Source organism: Pseudomonas fluorescens (assembly GCF_000730425.1).
Lineage (GTDB): Bacteria > Pseudomonadota > Gammaproteobacteria > Pseudomonadales > Pseudomonadaceae > Aquipseudomonas > Aquipseudomonas fluorescens_X.
Genome location: NZ_CP008896.1, coordinates 70,252 through 93,812, shown reverse-complemented (window position 1 = coordinate 93,812; position 23,561 = coordinate 70,252). Strand labels below are relative to the sequence as shown.

The window sequence follows — 23,561 nt, the reverse complement described above, 5'->3', positions numbered from 1 at the left end:
CGCCTACAACGCTCCCCGCCGGCCATGGCGCCTAAATCTCATCGATCGAACTTCGTCTTCCTGACACAGCTTATTTCCTCTGCCGACGGCGACGAGATCGATCATGACCCCATTGAACCAACTTCCCGACGACGACCTGCTGGCCTTATTGCTGGCCGATGAAGCAGGCGCCGGGCAGTCCATCCAGAACCTCGCCGGGCACGACCCGGTGCCGCTGTCGTTCGCCCAGCAGCGCCTGTGGTTCCTGCAACAGTTCGATCCCCAGAGCCACGCCTATAACCTGCCCCGGGCGATCGCCCTCAAGGGCCCGGTGGACCCGCGCACCCTGGAGGCGGCCCTGAACCGGGTGATCGACCGCCACGATATCCTGCGCACCGCCTTTCGCGACACCGATGGCACGCTCCTGCAAGTCATCGACCCCGACGCGCGGCTGACCCTGCTGGAAGAGGACCTGAGCACCCTGGATAGCCAGCAGCGCGACCTGCAGCTGCAACAGCGCATCCGCCAGCACGCCACGCACCCCTTCGACCTGCGCCAGGCGCCGCTGATTCGCAGCACCCTGCTCAAACAGGCCGAACAGGACTACGTGCTGCTGCTCAATATGCATCACATCGTCTCGGACGCATGGTCCAACCCGATCCTGATCCACGACCTGGCCAGCGCCCTTCGCCAACCGGGCCAGACCCTGCCGCGCCCGGCCATCCAGTACGCCGACTACGCCCAGTGGCAGCGCCAAGACTACCCGCTGACGCCGCAGCACAACGCCGCCGCGCAGTATTGGAAAGCCTGCCTGGGCGACGAAATCCCGACCCTGGAGCTGCCCCGCGAGCGCCTGGAACAACACGCAGGCGCCGGCCATCATGCGCACGCGCTGCCCGCCCTTTTCAGCGAGCGCCTGCAGATCTTTTGCCAGCAACAGGGCCTGACACCCTTCGTGGTGCTCCTGGGCGCCTGGCAGTTGCTGCTGGGGCGCTACAGCGGCCAAGTCGACTTCACCGTCGGCGTGCCCAACGCCACCCGTAACCAGGCGCAGATCCAGGACCTGGTGGGCTTTTTTGTCAGCAGCCAGGTGTATCGCGCGCGACTGGCGCCCGAACAAACCTGCAGCGCGTTCCTCCAGGGCCTGCGCCAGCAATCCCTTGCTGCCCTGGAACATGCCGACTACCCCATCGAGCTGATCCTCGAAGACCTGCACCTGCAACGTAGCCCCCAGGCCAACCCGCTGTTCCAGACCCTGTTCAACTGGCGTGTCGGCGCCGTGCAGGAGGCGGCCCTGCACCTGGGCCCGCTGCAATTGAGATTTATGGACAGCCACCCGCTGCAGGCCAAGTTCGACCTGTCGCTGGATGTGGAATACAGCCAGCAGCAGATCACTGCGCATTTTGAATACGACGCCGCTTGCTTCGCCCCGGCGACCATCGCCACCCTGGCCGGGCACTTCCAGAACCTGTTGCAGGCGATGCTCGAGCAGCCCCACGCACGGATCGGCGAACTGCCGATGCTCAGCGCCGAGGAGCGTGGCCAGCAGTTGGTGCAGTGGAATGCCACGGCGGTCGATTACCCCAACGCCGCACCGGTGCATGTCTTGTTCGCGGAACAAGCCGAACGCCTGCCCCGTGCCGTTGCCGTCGAGTTCGGCGAACAGCAACTGACCCTGGACCAGCTCAACCGTCGCGCCAACCAACTGGCCCATAAACTGCTGGAACTGGGCGTGGGCCCCAATACCTGCGTGGGCCTTGGCCTGGAACGCAGCCTGGAAATGGTGATCGCCCTGCTGGCCGTGCTCAAGGCCGGTGGCGCCTATGTCCCGCTGGACCCGGCCTACCCCGCCGACCGCCTGGCCTACATGATCAACGACAGCGGCATCGGCCTGCTGCTGACCCAAAGCAGCCTGGCATTGCCCGTCCCGGACCGCCTGCCCTCCCTGAGCCTGGACCAGGACAGCGACTGGCTGGAAGGTTATGACAGCGCCAACCCACAGGTCACGGTCAGCGCCGATAACCTGGCGTACATGATCTACACCTCCGGCTCCACCGGGCAGCCCAAGGGTGTGCAAGTGCGCCATGGCGCCCTGACCAATCATATGCTGTGGATGCAAGGCGAATTGGGCCTGAGCGCTGCGGACCGGGTCTTGCAAAAAACCGCCTTCAGCTTCGACGCCTCGGTGTGGGAGTTCTGGCTGCCATTGCTCAACGGTGCGCAGCTGGTCCTCGCATCCAGCGAGCTGTCCGCAGACCTGTCGATGCTCTGGTCGCAAGTGGCCGCCCAGCGCATCAGCGTGTTACAAATGGCCCCTTCGCTGCTGCAAGCCTTGCTGGCCGACGAACAGGGCACGCAAATGCAATCCCTGCGCTTGCTGCTGCTCGGCGGCGAAGCCCTGGGCACCCCGCTGGTGGCCCAATTGCGCGAGCGCTGGAACGGCCGTCTGTGCAACCTCTACGGCCCAACCGAAGCCACCATCGACACCACGTTGTTTGATGTCGACCGCCTGCCAGAGGGCGCCATCGCCCCTATCGGCCGGCCCATCGCCAACGTGCGCACCTACCTGCTCGACCACGATCTGCAGTTGTGCCCAGTAGGCACCCACGCCGAGCTGTTGATCGGCGGCGACTCCCTGGCGCAGGGCTACCACCTGCGCCCGGGCCTGACCGCCGAACGCTTTATTCCCGACCCGTTTGCCGGCAATGGCGCGCGCCTGTATCGCAGCGGCGACCTGACCCGCTACCGCGCCGATGGGGTCATCGACTACATCGGGCGCATCGACCATCAGGTCAAAATCCGCGGTTTGCGCATCGAACTGGGGGAAATTGAAGCGCAACTGCTGCAACACCAGGCGGTGCGCGAAGCCGTGGTCATCGCCCACCCAACCCCGGGCGGCGTGCAGTTAGTGGGCTATGTGGTGCCGACAGAACCGGCAACGGAGATCACCCACCAGGACGCCTTGCGCGACACCCTCAAGGCCCACCTCGGCGAACACCTGCCGGACTACATGGTCCCTGGCCACCTGCTGATGCTGGCGCAATTGCCCCTGACGCCCAACGGCAAGCTCGACCGCAAGGCCCTGCCGGCCCCCGATGCCAACCAGGCCCTGCACGCCTACGTGGCCCCGCAAAACGAAGTGCAACAGCGCATCGCAGGCATCTGGCAAGACGTGCTCAAACTGGAAAAAATCGGCCTGAACGACAACTTCTTCGAACTGGGCGGCGACTCGATCATCTCCATCCAGGTGGTCAGCCGCGCGCGCCAGGCCGGCATCCACTTCACCCCCAAGGACCTGTTCCAGCACCAGACCATCCAGGGCCTGGCCAGCGTGGCGAAAACCCAGGGCCAGGGCCTTGCGATCGACCAGGGCCCGGTCACCGGCCTGGCACCGTTGCTGCCGATCCAGCACCTGTTCTTCGACACCGATATTCCCGAGCGTCACCACTGGAACCAGTCGGTCCTGCTCAAACCCGCCACGGCCCTGGACCCGCACCTGCTGGAACAGGCCCTCGACGCCCTGATCCAGCACCACGACGCCCTGCGCCTGAGCTTCACCTACGATGAACACCACTGGCACGCCGAATACCGCCCGACCACGGCCCCGGTGCTCTGGCAAACCCGGATTGACGACGCCACACACCTGCAATCCTTGGGCGACGAAGCCCAGCGCAGCCTCAACCTGCAAGACGGGCCGCTGCTAAGGGCGGTACTGGTCAGCCTGGGCGATGGCAGCCAGCGGTTGTTGCTGGCGATTCATCACCTGGTGGTGGATGGCGTGTCCTGGCGCATCCTTTTCGATGACCTGCAAAGCACCTACCGCCAACTGCAAACGGGCCAGGCTATCGCTTTGCCAGAGAAGACCAGCGCCTACAAAACCTGGGGCGAAAAGTTGCAGGCCTACAGTCGCCACGACGTCCTGCAACAGGAACTGGCCTATTGGGAGCAGCAACTGAACGCGGCCAGTCACCACTTGCCCCAAGCCAACCCGCAAGGCAGCCAGCGGCATACCCAGGCGACGACTGTCGATGTCCAACTGAGCAAAACCCTGACCCAACAACTGCTGCAAGTCGCGCCCGCAGCCTATCGCACGCAAATCAATGACCTGCTGCTGACGGCCCTGACCCGCGCAGTCAGCCAATGGACCACACGCGACGACGTCTTGATCCAACTGGAAAGCCATGGCCGCGAAGCGCTGTTCGATGACATCGACCTGACCCGCACCGTGGGCTGGTTCACCAGCCTGTACCCGGTCAGGTTGACCGCCCACCCAGACCTGGGCGACGCCATCAAGCAGGTCAAGGAGCAACTGCGGGCCATTCCTGACAAAGGCATTGGGTTTGGGGTTCTACGCTACCTGGGTGACGCCCAGGCTCAGGCACGCCTGGGGGCATTACCGATGCCGCGCATTACCTTCAACTACCTGGGCCAGTTCGACAGCAGCTTTGACAGTGCCGAAGGGGCGCTGTTTGCCCCAACTGGCGAGGAACGCGGTGCCGAGAAAGACAGCGAAACGCCTTTGGGTAACTGGTTGACCATCAACAGCCAGGTCTATGACAACCAGTTGAGCATGGGCTGGACCTTCAGCCAGGACGTGTTCCCTGTCGACGTCATCCAGACCCTTGCCAGCCACTGCCTGCAAGCACTGGAGCAACTGATTGCCTATTGCTGTGATCCCCGTCATCAGGGGGCCACGCCGTCTGACTTCCCATTGGCCGGGTTGAGCCAGGCACAACTGGACACCCTGAGCATCCCGCTCCAGCAGATCGAAGACATCTACCCGTTGTCGCCCATGCAGGAAGGCTTGCTGGTGCACACACTGCTGGAAAAAAACTCCGGCATTTACTTCATGCAAGAGTGCTACACCATCAAGGAAACGCTGGACTATCCGCGCTTCGAAGCGGCCTGGCAGCAGGTGGTGCAACGCTATGAAGCGATTCGGGCGTCATTCCTGTGGAACACCGGCGGCACGCTGCTGCAAATCATCCACAAAAACAGCAGCGTGCAGGTCGAACGCCTGGACTTGAGCCATGTGCCAATGAACCAGGTGCAAGCGCAAATCGAACACCTGCTCAAGGTCGAACGCGAAGCCGGCTTCGATCTCGCCGCGCAGCCACCAATTCGGTTCAAGCTGATCCTGCTGGCCGACCAATCCCATCGGTTTGTCATGAGTAACCACCATATCCTGCTGGATGCCTGGTGCCGCTCGTTGCTGATGTCGGACTTCTTCGAGATCTACCACGCCATGTTGGCGGGCAAACCCTGTGAGCTGGCCACGCCCTACCGCTTCCGCGACTTTATCCAGTGGTTGCAGCAACAGGATCGCAACGCCGCCACGACCTTCTGGCAAGACCAGCTTGCAGGCCTGGAGCACACCACTTCGCTCCCCGTGGATCATCCGCAAGTGGCGGCTCACTCGGTGTCCGTGATTGGCGACAATTACACCTGGCTCAGCCAGCAAGACAGTACCGCCCTGCAAGAAGCCGCGACGCGCTACCACCTCACCCTCAACACCTTTGTCCAGGCGGCCTGGGCCTTGACCCTGCATAACCACAGTCGCTCGCGGGACGTGGTGTTTGGCGTCACGGTCTCCGGCCGCCCAGCGCATATTCCCGAGATGCAAAATACGGTGGGGTTGTTTATCAACAGCGTACCGTTGCGGGTCGCCATCCCCACCCCGGACAGTCAACTCAGCACCCTCGCCTGGCTGCAAAGCATCCTGCACAAGAACGTGTCGCTGCGTGAATATGACTACCTGCCCCTGGTCGACATCCAGGAGTGCAGCGAGATTCTCAAAGGCCAGCCGCTGTTCAACAGCCTGTTCGTCTACGAAAACGCACCGATGGAAGATTCCGTCGGCCAGGATGCCCAGGACATGGGCGTGATCTCCGAGTCCTCACGGACCCACACCAACTACCCGGTGACCGTGGTGGTCTACCCGAGCGACAAGGTTGGCTTGCACTTGTCCTACGACACCCGTTTCTTTGAACGTTCGACCATGGACAGCCTGCTGGAGGAGTTCAAGCAATGGTTGGTCGCCCTGCGTCATCATCTGCACCAGCCGTTGGCCCAGATCACGCTGCTTGATCCGGCACGCCTGGGCGATTGGGTGCTTGAACACAACCAATCGCAGGTGCCACACGATCTGCAACGCTCGTTCATCGAACAGTTCGAACAGCATGTCGATGCCAGCCCACAACGCGTGGCCGCCGTGTGCCAGGACCGCAGTTGGACCTACGAGCAACTTGACCACCACGCCAACAGCCTCGGCCACCGTTTGATTGAGCGTGGCGTAGGCCTGGACCAGCCCGTGGCATTGCTGGCCGATCGCGACCTGGAACTGCTGGCAATGATTGTCGGCACCTTCAAGGCAGGTGCCGGCTACCTGCCGCTGGATCCGAGCCACCCTGGCGAACGGATCAAGAACATCCTGCTCTTGAGCAAGACACCGCTGCTGGTCTGCACGGCCAAGTACCGTGAGCTGGCCCAGGCCCTGCTGGCCGAGCTGGCCGCCAGCGCTCCCGGCCACACCGTAAGCCTGTTGGTGTGGGAAGATCAGCCGCCCGAAAACGCCAACCGGCAGCGCCCGGGACGCTACAGCGGCCCGAACAACCTGGCTTATGTGATTTTCACTTCCGGCTCCACCGGGCAACCCAAGGGGGTCATGGTGGAACAGGCCGGCATGCTCAATAACCAGTTGAGCAAAGTGCCGTACCTGCAACTGACCGACCGGGACATCATTGCCCAGACCGCTTCCCAATCCTTCGATATTTCTGTCTGGCAGTTCCTCACCGCGCTGCTGTGCGGCGCCAAGGTGTGTATTTTTGCCGATGCTATTTCGAAAAACCCACACGCCCTGCTCAAGCACATTGAAGAACAACGCATCACCGTGCTGGAAATTGTCCCGGCCCTGATCCAGGCGCTTCTGACCGAACGACACAGCGCGCTTCCCGATCTGCGCTGGTTGCTGCCCACCGGCGAAGCGCTGCCGGCAGAAACCGCCGCTGACTGGCTCGCGCGCTACCCGCAAATCCGATTGATCAACGCCTATGGCCCTGCCGAGTGTTCTGATGATGTGGCGTTCTACGACATCGACCCGGCCTCGACCCAGCGCACCTACATCCCTATCGGTTACCCAACCGACAACAATCGCCTGTATGTGCTGGACGACGACCTGTCGCCGATCCCCACCGGGGCCACCGGTGAAATCTGCATCGCCGGCATCGGCGTGGGGCGCGGCTACTGTGGCGACCCGGTGCGCACCGCCACCAGCTTTGTGCCCAACCCCTTTGCCCTGGTACCCGGCGAGCGTTTGTACAAGAGCGGTGACCTGGCACGCCGACGCAAGGAAGACGCCGCCCTGGAGTACCTGGGACGTGTCGACCAGCAGGTGAAAATCCATGGTTTCCGTATCGAACTGGGGGAGATAGAGGCGCAAATCGCGCTGTTCCCCGGGGTTCGCGAGGCTGCCGTACTGGTTGGCGAGAACCCACTGGGCAAGCAGTTGATTGCCTACCTGACCCTGGAGGAAGGCCACGACCACTCGGGCATCGAGGCCCTACGGGCGTTCCTCAAGGCACGCTTGCCGGCCTACATGATTCCCGCCCAAGTGCACCTGTTGGAGCAAATGCCGCGCAACCCCAACGGCAAGCTCGACCGCAAGGCCCTGGCGACGGTAGACGTGCAAAGCGCAGCCCAGGAATACCGTGAACCGCAACGTGGCTTGCAAAGCGACATTGCCGACATCTGGCGAGCCGTGCTGAAAACCCAGCGCATCGGCCTGGATGACAACTTCTTCGCCCTTGGCGGCAACTCGTTGCTGGCCACTCAAGTGACCTCCCGCGTGCACCTGAACCTGGGGGTCGAGGTGCCACTGGCAGCGATTTTCGAGAGTGCCTCGCTGGAAGATTACGCACGCCACATCGAGCCCGCCGGCGAACAACCCCCTGATGACTCATTGAATGATCTGTTTGATCTGCTCGATGTGCTGGAGACCCAATAAATGCAAGCCAATGCCCTGAACGACTTGATTGACCGTTTTATCAAGTTGCCGGTTACCCAGCGCAAAACCCTTTATGAGCAAATGAGCGCCAAGGGTATGAGCTTGTCGCGCCTGCCGATTCCACAAACCCGGCATGCCTTCGCGCAAATACCCTTGTCGTTCGCCCAGGAACGCCAGTGGTTTCTATGGCTGCTGGACCCTGCCAGCGCGGCCTATAACCTGCCGACGGCCTTGCGCCTGCGTGGCCCGCTGGATATCGATGCGCTGCAACGCAGCTTCGATACCCTGATCGAGCGGCACCAGAGCCTGCGTACCCGATTTGTCGAAGAGCCGCAGGGCGTGATGCAGGTGATCGAGCCGCGAAGCGCGCTGGTGCTGGAGGTCACGCGTGAAAACAGCGCCACCGCTGGTTTTATCAAGGACTTCGTCGAACGCCAGAGCCGTCAACCATTCGATTTGCGCCACGATCCGTTGCTGCGGGTGAAGTTGCTGCGCGTTGCTGACGACGATCATGTGCTGGCGCTGGTTCAGCACCATATCGTCTCCGATGACTGGTCGATGCACATGATGGTCCAGGAATTGGTAGAGCTGTACGGTGGCTACTCCCAAGGGCTGTCCGTCGAGCTGGAAGCACTGCCGATTCAGTACACCGATTACGCTATCTGGCAGCGCCGCTGGATGGAAGCCGGGGAAAGCGAACGCCAGCTGGCTTACTGGAGGGGCCAACTGGGCGGCGAGCAACCGGTCCTGGAGTTGCCCACTGATCGTTCGCGACCCGCCGTACAGAGCTACCGTGGGGCGAACGTCACGGTCACGGTTCCCCCGGCACTGGCACAGGAACTCAAGCAGCTTGCCCAACAGAGCAATGTGACGCTGTTCATGCTGCTGCTCGCCTCGTTCCAGGCACTTTTGCACCATTACAGCCGCCAGGCCGACATTCGTGTCGGCGTGCCCGTGGCCAATCGCAACCGGGTAGAAACCGAGCGTCTGCTGGGCTTTTTTGTTAACACCCAAGTGCTCAGGGCACGTTTCGATGAACCGCTGTCCTTTCGCGAACTGTTGGCCCAGGTCAAACAAACGGCGCTAGAAGCCCAAGCGCATCAGGACCTGCCCTTCGAGCAACTGGTCGAAGCCCTGCAACCAGCGCGTAACCTGAGCCTCAACCCGTTGTTCCAGGTGATGTTCAACCACCTCAGCGAACACCAGGGCGCCGCAGCCGGCCAACCGTCACCTTCCTCCGCCCTGCACGTCGAGAGCCTGGGCAGGGAGCACTCTACCGCGCAATTCGACCTGACCCTCAACACCTTTGAATCAGCCCAGGGTCTGTCTGCAACCCTGAACTACGCCACCGACCTGTTTGACGCCAGCACCATTGAGCGCCTCGGGCAACATTGGCTGAACTTGCTGGAACGCTGCATGGCGGCGCCGCAGCAGCCTATCGACACCTTGTCGTTACTCAGCGACGTGCAGCAGCAGCGTCTATTGGGCTGGAACCATACCGACACGGCCTACCCCCTTGAGCGCTGTGTTCACCAGTGGATCGAACAGCAAGTCGAACGCACTCCCGACGCGCCAGCACTGATTTTTGGCGAGCAGCGGCTGACCTATGCCGAGCTCAATCAGCAGGCCAACGCGTTGGCCCATCGCCTGATCGACCAGGGCGCAGGCCCCGACGGGCTGGTGGGCATTGCGCTCGAGCGCAGCCTGGAAATGGTCATTGGCCTGCTGGCCATCCTCAAGGCCGGCGGTGCCTATGTGCCACTGGACCCTGAATACCCGAGCGACCGCCTGGCCTACATGATGCAGGACAGCGGCATTACCTTGCTGCTCAGCCAACGGTCCTTGCTTGATACCCTGCCAGTGCCTGCAAACGTTCGCACACTGTGCCTGGATGAACCGGCCCCGGACACTTACGCCAGCACCAACCCCCAGGTTTGCCTTAACCCGCAAAACCTGGCCTATGTGATCTACACCTCCGGCTCGACCGGCAAGCCCAAAGGTGCGGCCAACCGACATTGCGCACTGGTCAACCGTTTGTGCTGGATGCAACAGGCCTACGGCCTCACGGCGCACGATACGGTACTGCAAAAAACCCCATTCAGTTTTGACGTATCCGTCTGGGAATTTTTCTGGCCGTTGATGACCGGCGCTCGCCTGGCGATTGCCAACCCTGGCGACCATCGTGATCCGGCCCGACTGGTCGAGTTGATCAATCGGCATCACGTCACCACCCTGCACTTCGTGCCGTCGATGCTTCAAGTGTTCCTGGCCGACGCGCAAGTGTCCCGGTGCAGCGGCTTGCAACGTATCGTGTGCAGCGGCGAGGCACTGTCAGCCGATGCCCAGCGGCAGGTGTTCGCCAAATTGCCGGGCGCGCGGCTGTACAACCTCTATGGCCCGACCGAAGCCGCCATCGACGTGACCCATTGGACCTGCCGTGAAGAGGGGCGCAGCAGCGTCCCGATCGGCCAGCCTATCGCCAACCTCAGCACCTGGGTCCTCAACGCAGAGCTGGCGCTCGTCCCGCCTGGAGTGATCGGCGAGCTGTACCTCGCTGGCGAAGGCCTTGCCCGGGGTTACCACCAACGACCGGCGCTGACGGCCGAGCGCTTTGTCGCCAGCCCCTATGCCAAAGGCGAACGCCTCTACCGCACGGGCGACCTGGCGCGCCAGCGTCCTGACGGGGTTATCGAGTACGTCGGGCGTATCGACCATCAAGTGAAAATTCGTGGTTTGCGCATCGAGCTGGGTGAAATCGAGGCACTGTTGCTGGCGCAAGACGAGGTGCATGAAGCCGCCGTGCTGGCCGTTGATACCGCCACCGGCTTGCAGCTGGTCGGGTACATCGTTCCCGCTTCGGGCAGCGACAGCCTGGCCCTGCGCGACCTGCTCAAGGCGCGCCTCAAGGTGCATCTGCCGGACTACATGGTGCCGGCACATTGGCTTTTCCTCGATCGATTGCCGTTGAGTCCGAATGGAAAGCTGGAGCGCAAGGCACTGCCAAAACCGGACATCAGTCAGGTACAAAAAACCTACGTCGCCCCCAATAGCCCCCTGCAACAGCAGATAGCGGCGATCTGGCAGGACGTCCTGAAAATCGAGCCCATCGGGCTTGAAGATCACTTCTTTGAACTGGGTGGGCATTCGCTGTTGGTCGTCAGCGTGGTCTCGCGCCTGCAATTGGAGCTGGGCATGCAGTTGACGCCGCAGTTGATGTTCCAACACCCGACCCTGGGCGCGTTTGCGGCCCAGCTTGAGCAGCAGGCCGGGCCCGTCAGCGCGCAAAAGCTGGACACGCTTGAAGCCCTGCTCGATGAAATGGAGGAGTTCTGATGGATAAGGCTGTTGCCGCCCGCATTGCCCGGCGCTTCATCACCCTGCCCCTGGAAAAGCGCAAGCTGTACCTGGAAAAAATGTTGGCTGAAGGGGTCTCACCCGCCAACCTGCCGATCCCAGAGGTGCAGTCAGCCTTCGAGTCGGTCCCCCTGTCTTTTGCTCAGGAGCGCCAGTGGGTGCTCTGGCAACTGGACCCCGACAGCGCTGCCTATAACATTCCCACGGCCCTGCGCCTCAAGGGCCCGCTGGACGTTGCGGTACTGGAGCAAAGCTTCAATGCCTTGATCGCCCGCCACCAGACGCTGCGCACCACGTTTGCCGCGGGCCAAGAGCGACCGCTGCAAGTCATTCATCCGGACAGGCCGCTGCAGATTCAACAAAACACCGCCAAGGCACTCGACACGGCAGCGATCAAGGCATTTATCCAGGCCCAGGCTTCCCGGCCGTTCGATTTGCACGAAGGCCCACTGCTGCGTGTCGCGTTACTGCGCCTGGGCGACGATGATCATGTGTTGGTACTGACCCAGCACCATATCGTCTGCGATGACTGGTCGATGCAGGTGATGATCAAGGAGTTGATCGCTCTGTATTCCGCCTTCCAGCAGGGCCGGCCAAGTACATTACCTGAGCTGGCAATCCAGTACGCCGACTACGCCATCTGGCAGCGCCACTGGATGGAAGCAGGGGAAAGTGAACGCCAACTGAACTATTGGAAAGACCAGTTGGGCGGCGAACAACCCGTCCTGGAGTTGCCCAACGATCATCCAAGACCCGCTGTGCAGAGCTTTCGCGGAGCGAACATCAGCGTTGCGCTTCCAGCAGCGCTGGAACAGAAACTCAAGCAGCTTGCCCAGCAACACAGCGTGACCTTGTTCATGTTGTTGCTCGCTTCGTTCCAGGCCTTGCTGCACCGCTACAGTCGCCAGGCCGATATTCGTGTGGGCGTGCCGGTAGCCAACCGCAATCGTGTGGAAACCGAACATCTACTGGGCTTTTTCGTTAACACGCAAGTGCTCAGGGCGCGCTTCGATGAGCCGCTGTCCTTCAGCCAACTGCTCGCGCAGGTCAAGCAAACCGCACTGGATGCCCAGGCCCACCAGGACTTGCCCTTCGAGCAACTGGTCGAGGCCCTGCAACCGGAGCGTCACCTGAGCGTCAACCCACTGTTCCAGGTGATGTACAACCACCTCAGTGAGCATCAGGACATGGCAGCCGCTCAAGGATTCTCACCGTCCTCGCTGCACATCGAAGGGATGACCTGGGGCAGTCGCACCGCGCAATTTGACCTGACTTTCAATACCTTCGAGTCCACGCAAGGGCTGTCGGCCACCCTGAACTATGCCAGCGACCTGTTTGAGGCAAACACCATTGAACGCCTCGGCCAGCATTGGCTGAACCTGCTCGAACGTTGTATCAACGCACCACATCAGCCGATTGCAAGCCTGTCCTTGCTTGGCACGGCGGAACAACAACAGATCCTGCACGATTGGAACACCACCACCTCACCCTACCCGCGTGAGCGTTGTACTCACCAGTGGATCGAGCAACACGTGGAGCGCAGGCCCGAGGCTGTTGCCCTGACCCATGGCCTTGCAACCCTGAGCTATCGCGAACTGGACGCCCGGGCCAACCAACTGGCCCACAAGTTGATTGAGCTCGGCGTCGGCCCCGAAGTACGGGTTGGCGTGGCCATGCAACGTTCCGATGCGCTGATTGTCGCCTTGCTCGGTGTGCTCAAGGCCGGTGGCGCCTACGTGCCGCTGGATCCCGATTACCCTGCCGATCGCGTTGCCTACATGCTGCAAGACAGTCGCGCCCAGGTCCTCTTGACCGAAGCCGAGCTGCTCGCCGACCTGCCCGACACCGGCGCGCAAGTGTTACTGATGGATCAGTTGGCCGACTACCCGCAGACCGTCCCGATCACCCAGGTCAGCCCAGACAACCTGGCCTACGTGATCTACACCTCCGGCTCCACCGGCAAACCCAAGGGCGTGGCGATTGCCCACCGCAACGTGCTGGCGCTGATCCATTGGTCGCAGCAAGTCTACAGTCGCGAGGATATCCAGGGCGTACTGGCCTCCACTTCGGTGTGTTTTGACCTGTCGGTCTGGGAAATCTTTGTCACCCTGGCCAACGGCGGCTCGATCATTCTTGCCCGCAATGCTCTGGAGCTGCCGGACTTGCCGGCCCGCGACCAGGTCCGCCTGATCAATACCGTGCCATCGGCGGTCAATGCCCTGCAGCGCGCCGGACAAATCCCCGACAGCGTGCGCATCATCAACCTGGCCGGCGAACCGCTGAAGCAGTCCCTGGTGGACAGCCTCTACCAACAGGCCACGATCAAACACGTCTTCGATCTTTACGGCCCGTCCGAAGACACCACCTACTCCACCTGGACTCGCCGCGAGGCCGGCGGCCAGGCCAACATTGGCCGGCCATTGCACAACACCCAAAGCTACCTGCTCGATGCCGACCTGCAACCGGTGCCCACCGGGGTGGCTGCCGAGCTGCACCTGGCCGGTGCAGGAATTACCCGAGGCTACCTCGGCCGGGCGGCCATGACGGCGGAGAAATATGTACCCAACCCGTTTTCCACAACGGGTGAACGGCTGTACCGCACAGGCGACCTGACCCGCTATGACGCCGATGGGGTCATCGAGTACATCGGGCGCATTGACCACCAAGTGAAGATCCGTGGGTTCCGTATCGAGCTGGGGGAAATCGAAGCTCGCCTATTGGCGCAAGACAGCCTTCGCGAAGCCGTCGTGCTGGCACTGACAGTCACCGACAACCTGCAACTGGTCGCTTATGCCACCACCACCGGCCCCCTTGGCGATGAGGCTGCGCAAGCACTGCTGCGTGACACGCTCAAGCGTCAGCTCAAGGAAAGCCTGCCCGAATACATGGTGCCCAGCCACTGGGTGTTCCTCGCCAACCTGCCCCTGACTCCCAACGGCAAACTCGACCGCAAGGCCCTGCCCGCCCCCGACGCGAGCCAGGCCCTGCACGCCTACGTGGCCCCGCAGAACGAGGTGCAACAGCGCATCGCCGGCATCTGGCAAGACGTGCTCAAGCTGGAAAAAATCGGCCTGAACGACAACTTCTTCGAGCTGGGCGGCGACTCGATCATCTCCATCCAGGTGGTCAGCCGCGCGCGCCAGGCCGGCATCCACTTCACCCCCAAGGACCTGTTCCAGCACCAGACCATCCAGGGCCTGGCCAGCGTGGCGAAAACCCAGGGCCAGGGCCTTGCGATCGACCAGGGCCCGGTCACCGGCCTGGCACCGTTGCTGCCGATCCAGCACCTGTTCTTCGACACCGATATTCCCGAGCGTCACCACTGGAACCAGTCGGTCCTGCTCAAACCCGCCACGGCCCTGGACCCGCACCTGCTGGAACAGGCCCTCGACGCCCTGATCCAGCACCACGACGCCCTGCGCCTGAGCTTCACCTACGATGAACACCACTGGCACGCCGAATACCGCCCGACCACGGCCCCGGTGCTCTGGCAAACCCGGATTGACGACGCCACACACCTGCAATCCTTGGGCGACGAAGCCCAGCGCAGCCTCAACCTGCAAGACGGGCCGCTGCTAAGGGCGGTACTGGTCAGCCTGGGCAATGGCAGCCAGCGGTTGTTGCTGGCGATTCATCACCTGGTGGTGGATGGCGTGTCCTGGCGCATCCTTTTCGATGACCTGCAAAGCACCTACCGCCAACTGCAAACGGGCCAGGCTATCGCTTTGCCAGAGAAGACCAGCGCCTACAAAACCTGGGGCGAAAAGTTGCAGGCCTACAGTCGCCACGACGTCCTGCAACAGGAACTGGCCTATTGGGAGCAGCAACTGAACGCGGCCAGTCACCACTTGCCCCAAGCCAACCCGCAAGGCAGCCAGCGGCATACCCAGGCGACGACTGTCGATGTCCAACTGAGCAAAACCCTGACCCAACAACTGCTGCAAGTCGCGCCCGCAGCCTATCGCACGCAAATCAATGACCTGCTGCTGACGGCCCTGACCCGCGCAGTCAGCCAATGGACCACACGCGACGACGTCTTGATCCAACTGGAAAGCCATGGCCGCGAAGCGCTGTTCGATGACATCGACCTGACCCGCACCGTGGGCTGGTTCACCAGCCTGTACCCGGTCAGGTTGACCGCCCACCCAGACCTGGGCGACGCCATCAAGCAGGTCAAGGAGCAACTGCGGGCCATTCCTGACAAAGGCATTGGGTTTGGGGTTCTACGCTACCTGGGTGACGCCCAGGCTCAGGCACGCCTGGGGGCATTACCGATGCCGCGCATTACCTTCAACTACCTGGGCCAGTTCGACAGCAGCTTTGACAGTGCCGAAGGGGCGCTGTTTGCCCCGTCGGGCGAAGCACAGGGCTGCGAAAAGGATAATGACGCCCCGCTGGATAACTGGCTGACCGTCAACAGTCAGGTCTACAACAACCAGCTAAGCATGGGCTGGATCTTCAGCCAGGACGTATTCCCTGTCGACGTCATCCAGACCCTTGCCAACCGCTGCCTGCAAGCGCTGGAGCAACTGATTGCCTATTGCTGTGATCCCCGTCATCAGGGGGCCACGCCGTCCGACTTCCCGTTGGCCAGGCTGAACCAGGCACAACTGGACGCCCTGAGCGTGCCGATCCGGCAGATCGAAGACATCTACCCGCTCTCGCCGATGCAGCAAGGCATGCTGTTCCACACCCTTGAAGCCTCAGAGGCTGCGGCTTACATCAATCAGACGGCAGTCCCGGTCAGTGGCCTGGATATCACGCGTTTTGCCGCCGCCTGGAATGCCGTCATCGAGCGCCATGAAATCCTGCGTACCGGTTTCTGGGGCGCCAGCCATCTGAATGAGCCGCTGCAACTGGTGTTCAAAACCGCCGTCCTGCCCCTGCGGGTTCTGGACTGGCAAGACCGGGAAGTCTCAGCCCAAGACCTGCAAGAACAAGTCGAAGCCGACAGCCGTGAAGGCTTCGACTTGCTCAGCGCGCCCCTGATGCGCCTGACGCTGGTCAAGCTGGCGAGCGACAAGCTCTACCTGATCTGGACCAACCATCACATTCTGCTAGACGGCTGGAGCAGCTCACGCCTGCTCGCGGAAGTGTTCGAGGTCTACAACGGCAAATCCCAACCGCCCAAACGCGGCAAGTACCGCGACTACATTGCCTGGCTGCAAGCCCAGCCCCAGGCGTCCCTGGAAGCCTTCTGGAAGCACAAGCTGCAAGGACTCAATGGCCCCACCGTACTTGCCAATAGCCTGTCGCCGCGCCCCGACCCGGGCAACGACGGCCATCAGGCGCTCTACCTCAACTGGGATGCGCAACAAACCCTGGGCCTGAAAGATCAGGCACAACGCCTGCGCGTAACACCCAACACCCTGATCCAGGCGACCTGGCTGCTGTTGCTACAACGCTATACCGGGCAAGACAGCGTGTGCTTTGGCAGCACCGTCGCAGGCCGGCCACCAGGCCTTGTGGCCGCGGATGAGATACTGGGGTTGTTTATCAACACCTTACCGATCATCCAGACCCCACAACCGCAACAGACGGTGGCCGACTGGCTGCTCGAACTGCAAACCTACAACCTGGAAGTACGCGATCACGAACATGCGTCACTGGCCGATGTGCAACGCTGGTCCGGCCAAGGTGGCCAGGCGCTGTTCGACAGCATCATCGTGTTCGAGAACTACCCGGTGGACGAGCGCCTGCAAGAGGCCGAGCAAGATCAGCTCCGATTCGGTGAAACCAAGAGCCAGGACGTCACCACTTTCGCCATGGATCTGGCGGTCAACCTTGGCAGTCGCCTGAGCATCGAGTTCATGTACCTGCGCAACCGCTTCACCGTCGAGGCCGTTGAGCAACTGCGCCGCAGCTTTGAAACCCTGTTGCTGGCCATGCTGGGTGACCCGACGGCGACCCTGGGCAGCCTGCCCACGCTCAATGCACAAGAGCAACGGGCGTTGCAGCAACGCAATCAACTGACGACCCAACCCCATGGCCAACACCTGTTGGCGCAACAGATCCGCCAGCATGCCGAGAGGTCTCCCGATACCGTGGCGGTGGTTTGCGAACACAATCGCTTGACCTATGGCCAACTTGAGCAACGTGCCAATCGTCTGGGCCATCACCTGATCGCCCAGGGGGTGGGACCGGAGACCTTCGTTGGCGTCGCCCTGGAGCGCTCGGTGGATGTGGTTGTCGCCTTCTATGCCGTGATGAAGACTGGCGGCGCTTACGTCCCGCTGGACATCGACTATCCGGAAGACCGGGTGAAGTGGATTGTCGAAGATTCGGCCATGGGGGTATTGCTGACCCAAAGCCCGCTACGCGAACGCTTCGACCAGCCGTGGGCGCCCACGCTGATCGAACTCGACACCCTGTCACTGGCGACGCAGCCCGATACCTGCCCCGCACCACTGATCGACGCCGACAACCTTGCCTACCTGATCTACACCTCAGGCTCTACCGGCAAACCCAAGGGTGTGGCGGTCAGTCACGGGCAGATCCGCATGCACTGCCAGGCCATCGGTCAACGCTATGAAATGGATAGCGCCACCCGCGAGCTGTTGTTCATGTCGTTTGCCTTCGACGGGGCCCAGGAGCGCTGGCTGAGCACATTGGCCCACGGCGGCCAGCTGGTGGTGCGCGAAAACCGCCTATGGACTCCCGAGGAAACCTGGCACGCCTTGCACGCCCATAAGATCAGCATTGCCTGCTTCCCACCGGCCTATCTGCAACAACTGGCGGAATACGCCCGTGATTGCGGCAAGGCACCTCCTGCGGTGCGCATTTACTGCTTTGGCGGGGACGCGGTGGCCGATGCCAACTTTGAGCTGGTCAAGCAGGCCCTCAAGCCTGCGTACTTGACCAACGGCTATGGCCCTACCGAAACCGTGGTGACGCCGTTGCTGTGGAAAGTCGCCGCCACTCAAACCTGCGGCGCGGTGTATGCACCGATTGGGACACGCGTTGGCGAGCGCACGCTGTATGTCCTCGATGAACATCTCAATCCTTTGCCCGAGGGGGCAGCCGGCGAGTTGTATATCGGTGGTGAGGGCGTGGCCCGGGGTTACCACCAGCGTCCGGGGCTGACGGCCGAACGGTTTGTGGTTGACCCATTCGCGGCCGATGGCTCACGCCTGTACCGCACCGGCGATCTGGTACGTCAGCGACCTGACGGCGTCATTGACTACCTGGGTCGCCTGGACAATCAGGTGAAAATCCGTGGCTTTCGCATCGAACTCGGCGAAATCGAATCCAGGTTGCGGGACATTCCCGGGGTGCAGGATGCCGTGGTTGTCGCCCGCGAGACAGGGGCCAGCAAGCAACTGATCGGCTACGTCGTGACACCGGCCGATGAGGCCCCAGCAGAGCGACTGCGTGGTTTGCTTCAGGCTGACTTGCCGGATTACATGGTGCCCGCGCAGATCATCCGCCTGGCCGCATTGCCGCTTAATCCCAACGGCAAAATCGACCGAAAGGCCCTGCCCGATCCTGACTTCAAGGGCCGTGAATTCGTGGCCCCGCGCAATGCCGTGGAGCGAGCCCTGGCGACCATCTGGCAGCACGTGCTGGAACTGGAAAGCGTGGGCGTGACCGACAACTTCTTTGAACTGGGCGGCGACTCGCTGCGTATCCTCAAAGTCCTGTCCAAAGTGCGCAGCCAGCCTGAACTGGGGCTCGAATTGAAACTGCGGGACATGATCGGCAAACCGACCATTGCCGAACTGTCAGGCTTTGCCCCGGCCACCGACCTGGATCCGCTGCTGCTGCTCAATAGCCGCATGCCCCACGCCCAACCACTGTTTTGCCTGCATGCCGGCTTTGGCACGGTGTTCGACTATGACACCCTCGCCCGCCGCCTGGAGGGCAAGCGCAGTGTCTACGGCCTGCAATGCCGAATGCTGCTCGACCGCGACTGGCAGGATGAATCGCTGGCATCCATGGCTATCGACTATGCCCAGTACATCCGCCAGAAACAGGCCCTGGGGCCTTATCAACTGGTGGGTTGGTCGCTGGGAGGGACCCTCGCGGTCCTGGTGGCTCAGGAACTGGAAAAGCAGGGTCAGGAAGTAGAGTTCCTGGGGCTGGTCGACAGTTTTATCCCATCCGCCACCCCGGTTGCCGCCGATCTGGATTGGGGCGATGACTTGCGTGGTTTCCTCGCGGTGATCTTCGGCCAAGCCACCGAACAGCTGCCGGTAGTGGAACTGCCCGCCGACAGCCCTCAAGCCAGGGTGGAGAGCTTGATCACGGATATCCGTCAACACGTCGCCAGCACTTGTGCGTTCAACGAGATCAGTGTCGAGGAATTGGCCCATACGTTTAGGGTCGCGATGAAACTCAAGGCCCTGTCCCTGGGGCTGACGGCACTGCCCCGGACACGTGCTGCAGCCAGTTGCTGGTGGGCCTGCGATGCCAGTACCCCAGACTTCGCCAACCCGGTGGCGGGCAGCGTCCTGGACGAACGGATCGTCGCCGGGCATTACCAGATGCTCAACAACAACCAACTTCTGCACAGCCTGCTCCAGCAATTGGCGCAGCATGAAGCGGTTACCGGTTAAACCTGCCAGCGCCCCGGATTTTTGTCCGGGGCGTTTTTTGTTTGGCACTACCTGACAAGGAACACGCAATGCCTCTGGACCCTGACCTCGAAGGTTTTCTGGAACTGGCCGAGATGGGCCGCCTTAGCGGTAAAAGCCAGCCTATGCACCAACTCACACCGCAAGCCGCGCGTGTCGAGTTCGATCTGACCTCGCAGATTCTCGACCCCAGCCCGCCCGGTGCGATCAGTGTCAGCGCGCTACAGATCCCGACTCGCGACGGTCAGCAACTGGCTGCCCGCCTCTACCGCAAGAGCGGTACAGAGCACAGTGTGCTGCCAGTGATCCTGTATTTTCATGGCGGCGGCTATGTGGTCGGCAGTCTCGATTCCCATGACTCGATCTGTCGGCGCCTGGCCGCCAGCGGCCGTCACGCAGTGCTGGCGCCAGCGTATCGCCTGGCGCCTGAACATCCCTTTCCCACGGCGGTGAATGATGCGCTCGACAGTGCAAACTGGCTCGCCCATCAGGGGGCCGAGCTACAGGTGGACTCACGCCAGGTGACCGTCGCCGGCGACAGTGCCGGTGCAACCCTGGCAACTGTCCTGGCCATCAGTGCCGTGCAACAGCCAGAGAGGATGGAGCTGACGCCCCAGGCCCAGTTGCTGTTCTACCCGGTCGCCGATACCCAGCGTACCCGCCCCTCTCACCAGCGTTATGCCGAAGGCTTCCTGCTGGAAAGCGAAACACTGCAATGGTTTTATCGGCACTACACCCCTGACGCCGAGCAACGTGGCGACTGGCGTACCTCGCCCTTGCTGGCCCAGGGACTGACCGCCCTGGCGCCGGCCTATATCAGCCTGGCCGAATATGACCCGCTGTATGACGAAGGCCTGGCGTATGCAGAACACCTGAAAAGCACAGGCACCCCAGTGACCTTGCTGACACAAAACGGTCTGACCCATGACTTTTTGCGCATGTCCGGGATCACTGGGGATATTGCAGGGGTTTACAGCGCCGTAGACAGTTGGTTGGCACAGCTTTAATCAAGTAGAACAGGCACAAAAAAACCACCTCGATCGAGGTGGTTTTTTATGCAGCGCCTGGGGCGAACCTAGAACGTGCCGCGTACCGTCAGCATGTAGTTGCGCGGTTCACCGTAGTAGTTGCCGTACTCGGAAGTCTTCAGGGTCTCGAAGTACTTGCGGTCAAACAGGTTGTTGCCATTAAGGGCAACGGTCCAGTTTTCATCGACTTTGTATTCGACCATGGCGTCCCATACGGCGTAGCCGCCCTGAACCATATCAAAAGGCCGCCCATCGTAGGTATCGTAGAAATTACCCGCCGGGTTTTTTCTAACCCGGTAAGCCGTTCCGCTGGCATAGCTGGCGCTCTGGATGTTCACGCCGCCCCCTACTTTCCAGTCGGAAAGGCGATCAGGCAGCGTGTACGCCGTCCACAGCTTCGCCAAATGCTTGGGTGTAACCGTCGTGAGGAAAGTGTCCTTGGTCCCATTGTCTGTAAGGTTCAAGGTGTAGCCACCCATCACCATCCATCCAGGCAACACCTCACCGCTGGCTTCAAGTTCAAACCCCTTGCTGATGATTTCGCCCTGGGCCAGGTAGCAGCAACTGCCGCCATACAAGACTGACTCCGCTACGTACCGCGGGTCTTGAATCGCCTCTTTCTCCCGTTTGGTATAGAACAACGCAGCCGAAACGTTCAACGCCCCACCGTACAGTTCACCCTTTATACCGGTCTCGTAAGTCTTGCCGACCATGGGTTCCAGGACTTTTCCAGAGGTACTTGGGCCTTGCAGTTGCTGGGCCTGGGGCTTGAAGATTTCCGAGTAGCTGGCGTACGCCGACCATTGGTCATCAAGGGCATAAACCAAGCCACCGAAAGGAACCAACTTGGTCGGTTCACGGTGATTGCTCTGGGATTGAACGTCCCATGCGCCCGTATTCTCATTGACGCTCTTGTAGGTCTGTTCAAACTTGTAGCGCTGAACCCTGGCACCGAGAATCAACTTGAGCGGATCAGTCAATTGCAGGCGCAAGGTCGAGTACAAACCATATTGCTTGCGCGTATTGGGGCTGTAGTCACGCTCCAGCGCACTACCGATGCTGGAAGGTGGCAGAGCCGGTACATCCGGGTTGTAGACATCGATCGGATAGAACCCAGCCATGCCCCACGTCGAGCGCCAGCGACTGGTCACTTTCTGGGCATCGGCGCCGACCAACAGCTCATGCTCACGATTGAACAGGGTAAATTTTCCGGAAACGTTGGCATCGAACAACGACTGCTCGCTCCAGCTTCTGACGAAACTCCCTCCCCAGGTGGCGCCTTCAAGGGTGACCGGGTCCGGAGCGCCCCATAGAAACACACCTTTGGTATCGGATTTGTTGAGGGTATTGGTGAAGGAAACGTTGAGTTTCCAGTCGTCCGACAGCTCCTGGTCGTACTTGGCGAACAGCTCCTGGGTGCTGACATCGGCATATGCCCAATTGGTCGTGTACCAACTGCTGCGCTTGAGCTTCAAATCCTCGCCGCTACTGAAGCGAGGCAAACCATCCCCCGTGCCATTTTCATGGGTCTTCTCGTAACGGCCACCGACGGTCACTCTGGCGGTATCAGTCACGTCCGCCTCAAGCACCCCATAGATGAAAGGCTTCTCGGTACTGCGCTTATCCATGAAGTACTGGCGATCGGTATTGGCCACCACGACACGCCCCCGCAACTTGCCGTCAAACGCCATCGGCCCCGTTACATCAACTTCGCTACGGTAGTTGTCCCAAGAGCCAGCCGAGGTATTGAACTTGAGTTGGAAGAAGTCCAGCGGACGTTTTCGTACAAGGTTGATAATGCCGCCCGGATCGCCAGTACCACCAAACAGCCCTGCCGACCCCCTCAACACTTCGATATGGTCAAACTCGGCCATGTCATAGGTCTGGTTGGCATAGAACGTACCCACACCAGAGCCGATATCCATCGGCGAGGTACCATCAATCTGGATGTTATCGATACGAAAGCCGCGAGAGATGAACTGTGGCAGACGATAGTTGGCGCTTTTTACAGTGATGCCTGGCGCGCGTCGCATCGCATCGGACAAATCAACAATGCGCCGGTCTTCCAGCAGCTGTTGGGTAATCACCGTCACTGACTGCGGCGTGTCCTTCAGGCTGGTGGGTGTTTTGGAACCGGCACTGACCAGGCCACTGGTGTAGGAGCCGGAGTTTTCCGTCATTTCCCCCATCCCCTGGCCCTGGATGGTGGTGGCGCCCAGCTCCAGGGCTGCGCTCGCGCCGCTTTCAGGGCTGAGGATGACCGTGTTGTTTTCAATCCGGAAAATCAGGCCTGCACCTTTGAGCAGCGCTTCAAGAGCGACAGCAGGCTCCAGGCTGCCATTGACGGCAGTGGACTTCTTGCCCGCGACCATATCAGGCCCAAACAGTACTTGCAGGCCCGTCTGCCTGCCCAGCTCGGTCAGGGCCTTGTCCAGGGGCTGGGCTGGCACATTCACCTGCATGGACTGGGCGAAAGCCCCGCCACAGACACTGAGAGCCAGCCCCAGGACCGCCACCGACAGGCAACTGCGGCAGGAAGAAAGGGGAGTATTGAAGCGTTTTTGTCTGAACCTTTTACTCTCGCGTTTCATTGTTTGGTTTAGCCCCAGATAGATCATTAATGTC

At 61.3% G+C, this 23,561-nt stretch carries 5 protein-coding genes; 4 read left to right on the top strand and 1 reads right to left on the bottom strand.

The genetic code is table 11. The features are described 5' to 3' along the window. Positions 1-103: 103 nt before the first annotated feature. From HZ99_RS00235 to HZ99_RS00220, 4 genes are all read left to right on the top strand, one after another. Positions 104-7,981, top strand: a complete 7,878-nt coding sequence (locus tag HZ99_RS00235; RefSeq protein ID WP_051902964.1) for a non-ribosomal peptide synthetase — start codon at positions 104-106, stop codon at positions 7,979-7,981. After that, positions 7,982-11,314: a non-ribosomal peptide synthetase gene (locus HZ99_RS00230; RefSeq protein ID WP_051902963.1), complete on the top strand. Its 3,333-nt coding sequence runs from the start codon at positions 7,982-7,984 to the stop codon at positions 11,312-11,314. After that, the gene (locus HZ99_RS00225; RefSeq protein ID WP_038440406.1) at positions 11,314-19,890 is read left to right on the top strand and encodes a non-ribosomal peptide synthetase; all 8,577 of its coding nucleotides are present in this window, start codon (positions 11,314-11,316) and stop codon (positions 19,888-19,890) included. Before HZ99_RS00230 ends, HZ99_RS00225 begins: the two co-directional genes overlap by 1 nt. A 68-nt stretch (positions 19,891-19,958) precedes the next feature. Further along, positions 19,959-20,915 (top strand): alpha/beta hydrolase, encoded by a 957-nt coding sequence (locus tag HZ99_RS00220; protein WP_038440404.1) that lies wholly within the window; start codon positions 19,959-19,961, stop codon positions 20,913-20,915. A gap of 68 nt (positions 20,916-20,983) precedes the next feature. Here the strand turns inward: HZ99_RS00220 and HZ99_RS00215 are convergent, their stop codons facing one another. Further along, the gene (locus tag HZ99_RS00215; RefSeq protein WP_051902962.1) at positions 20,984-23,527 is read right to left on the bottom strand and encodes a TonB-dependent siderophore receptor; all 2,544 of its coding nucleotides are present in this window, start codon (positions 23,525-23,527) and stop codon (positions 20,984-20,986) included. Positions 23,528-23,561: the final 34 nt, after the last annotated feature.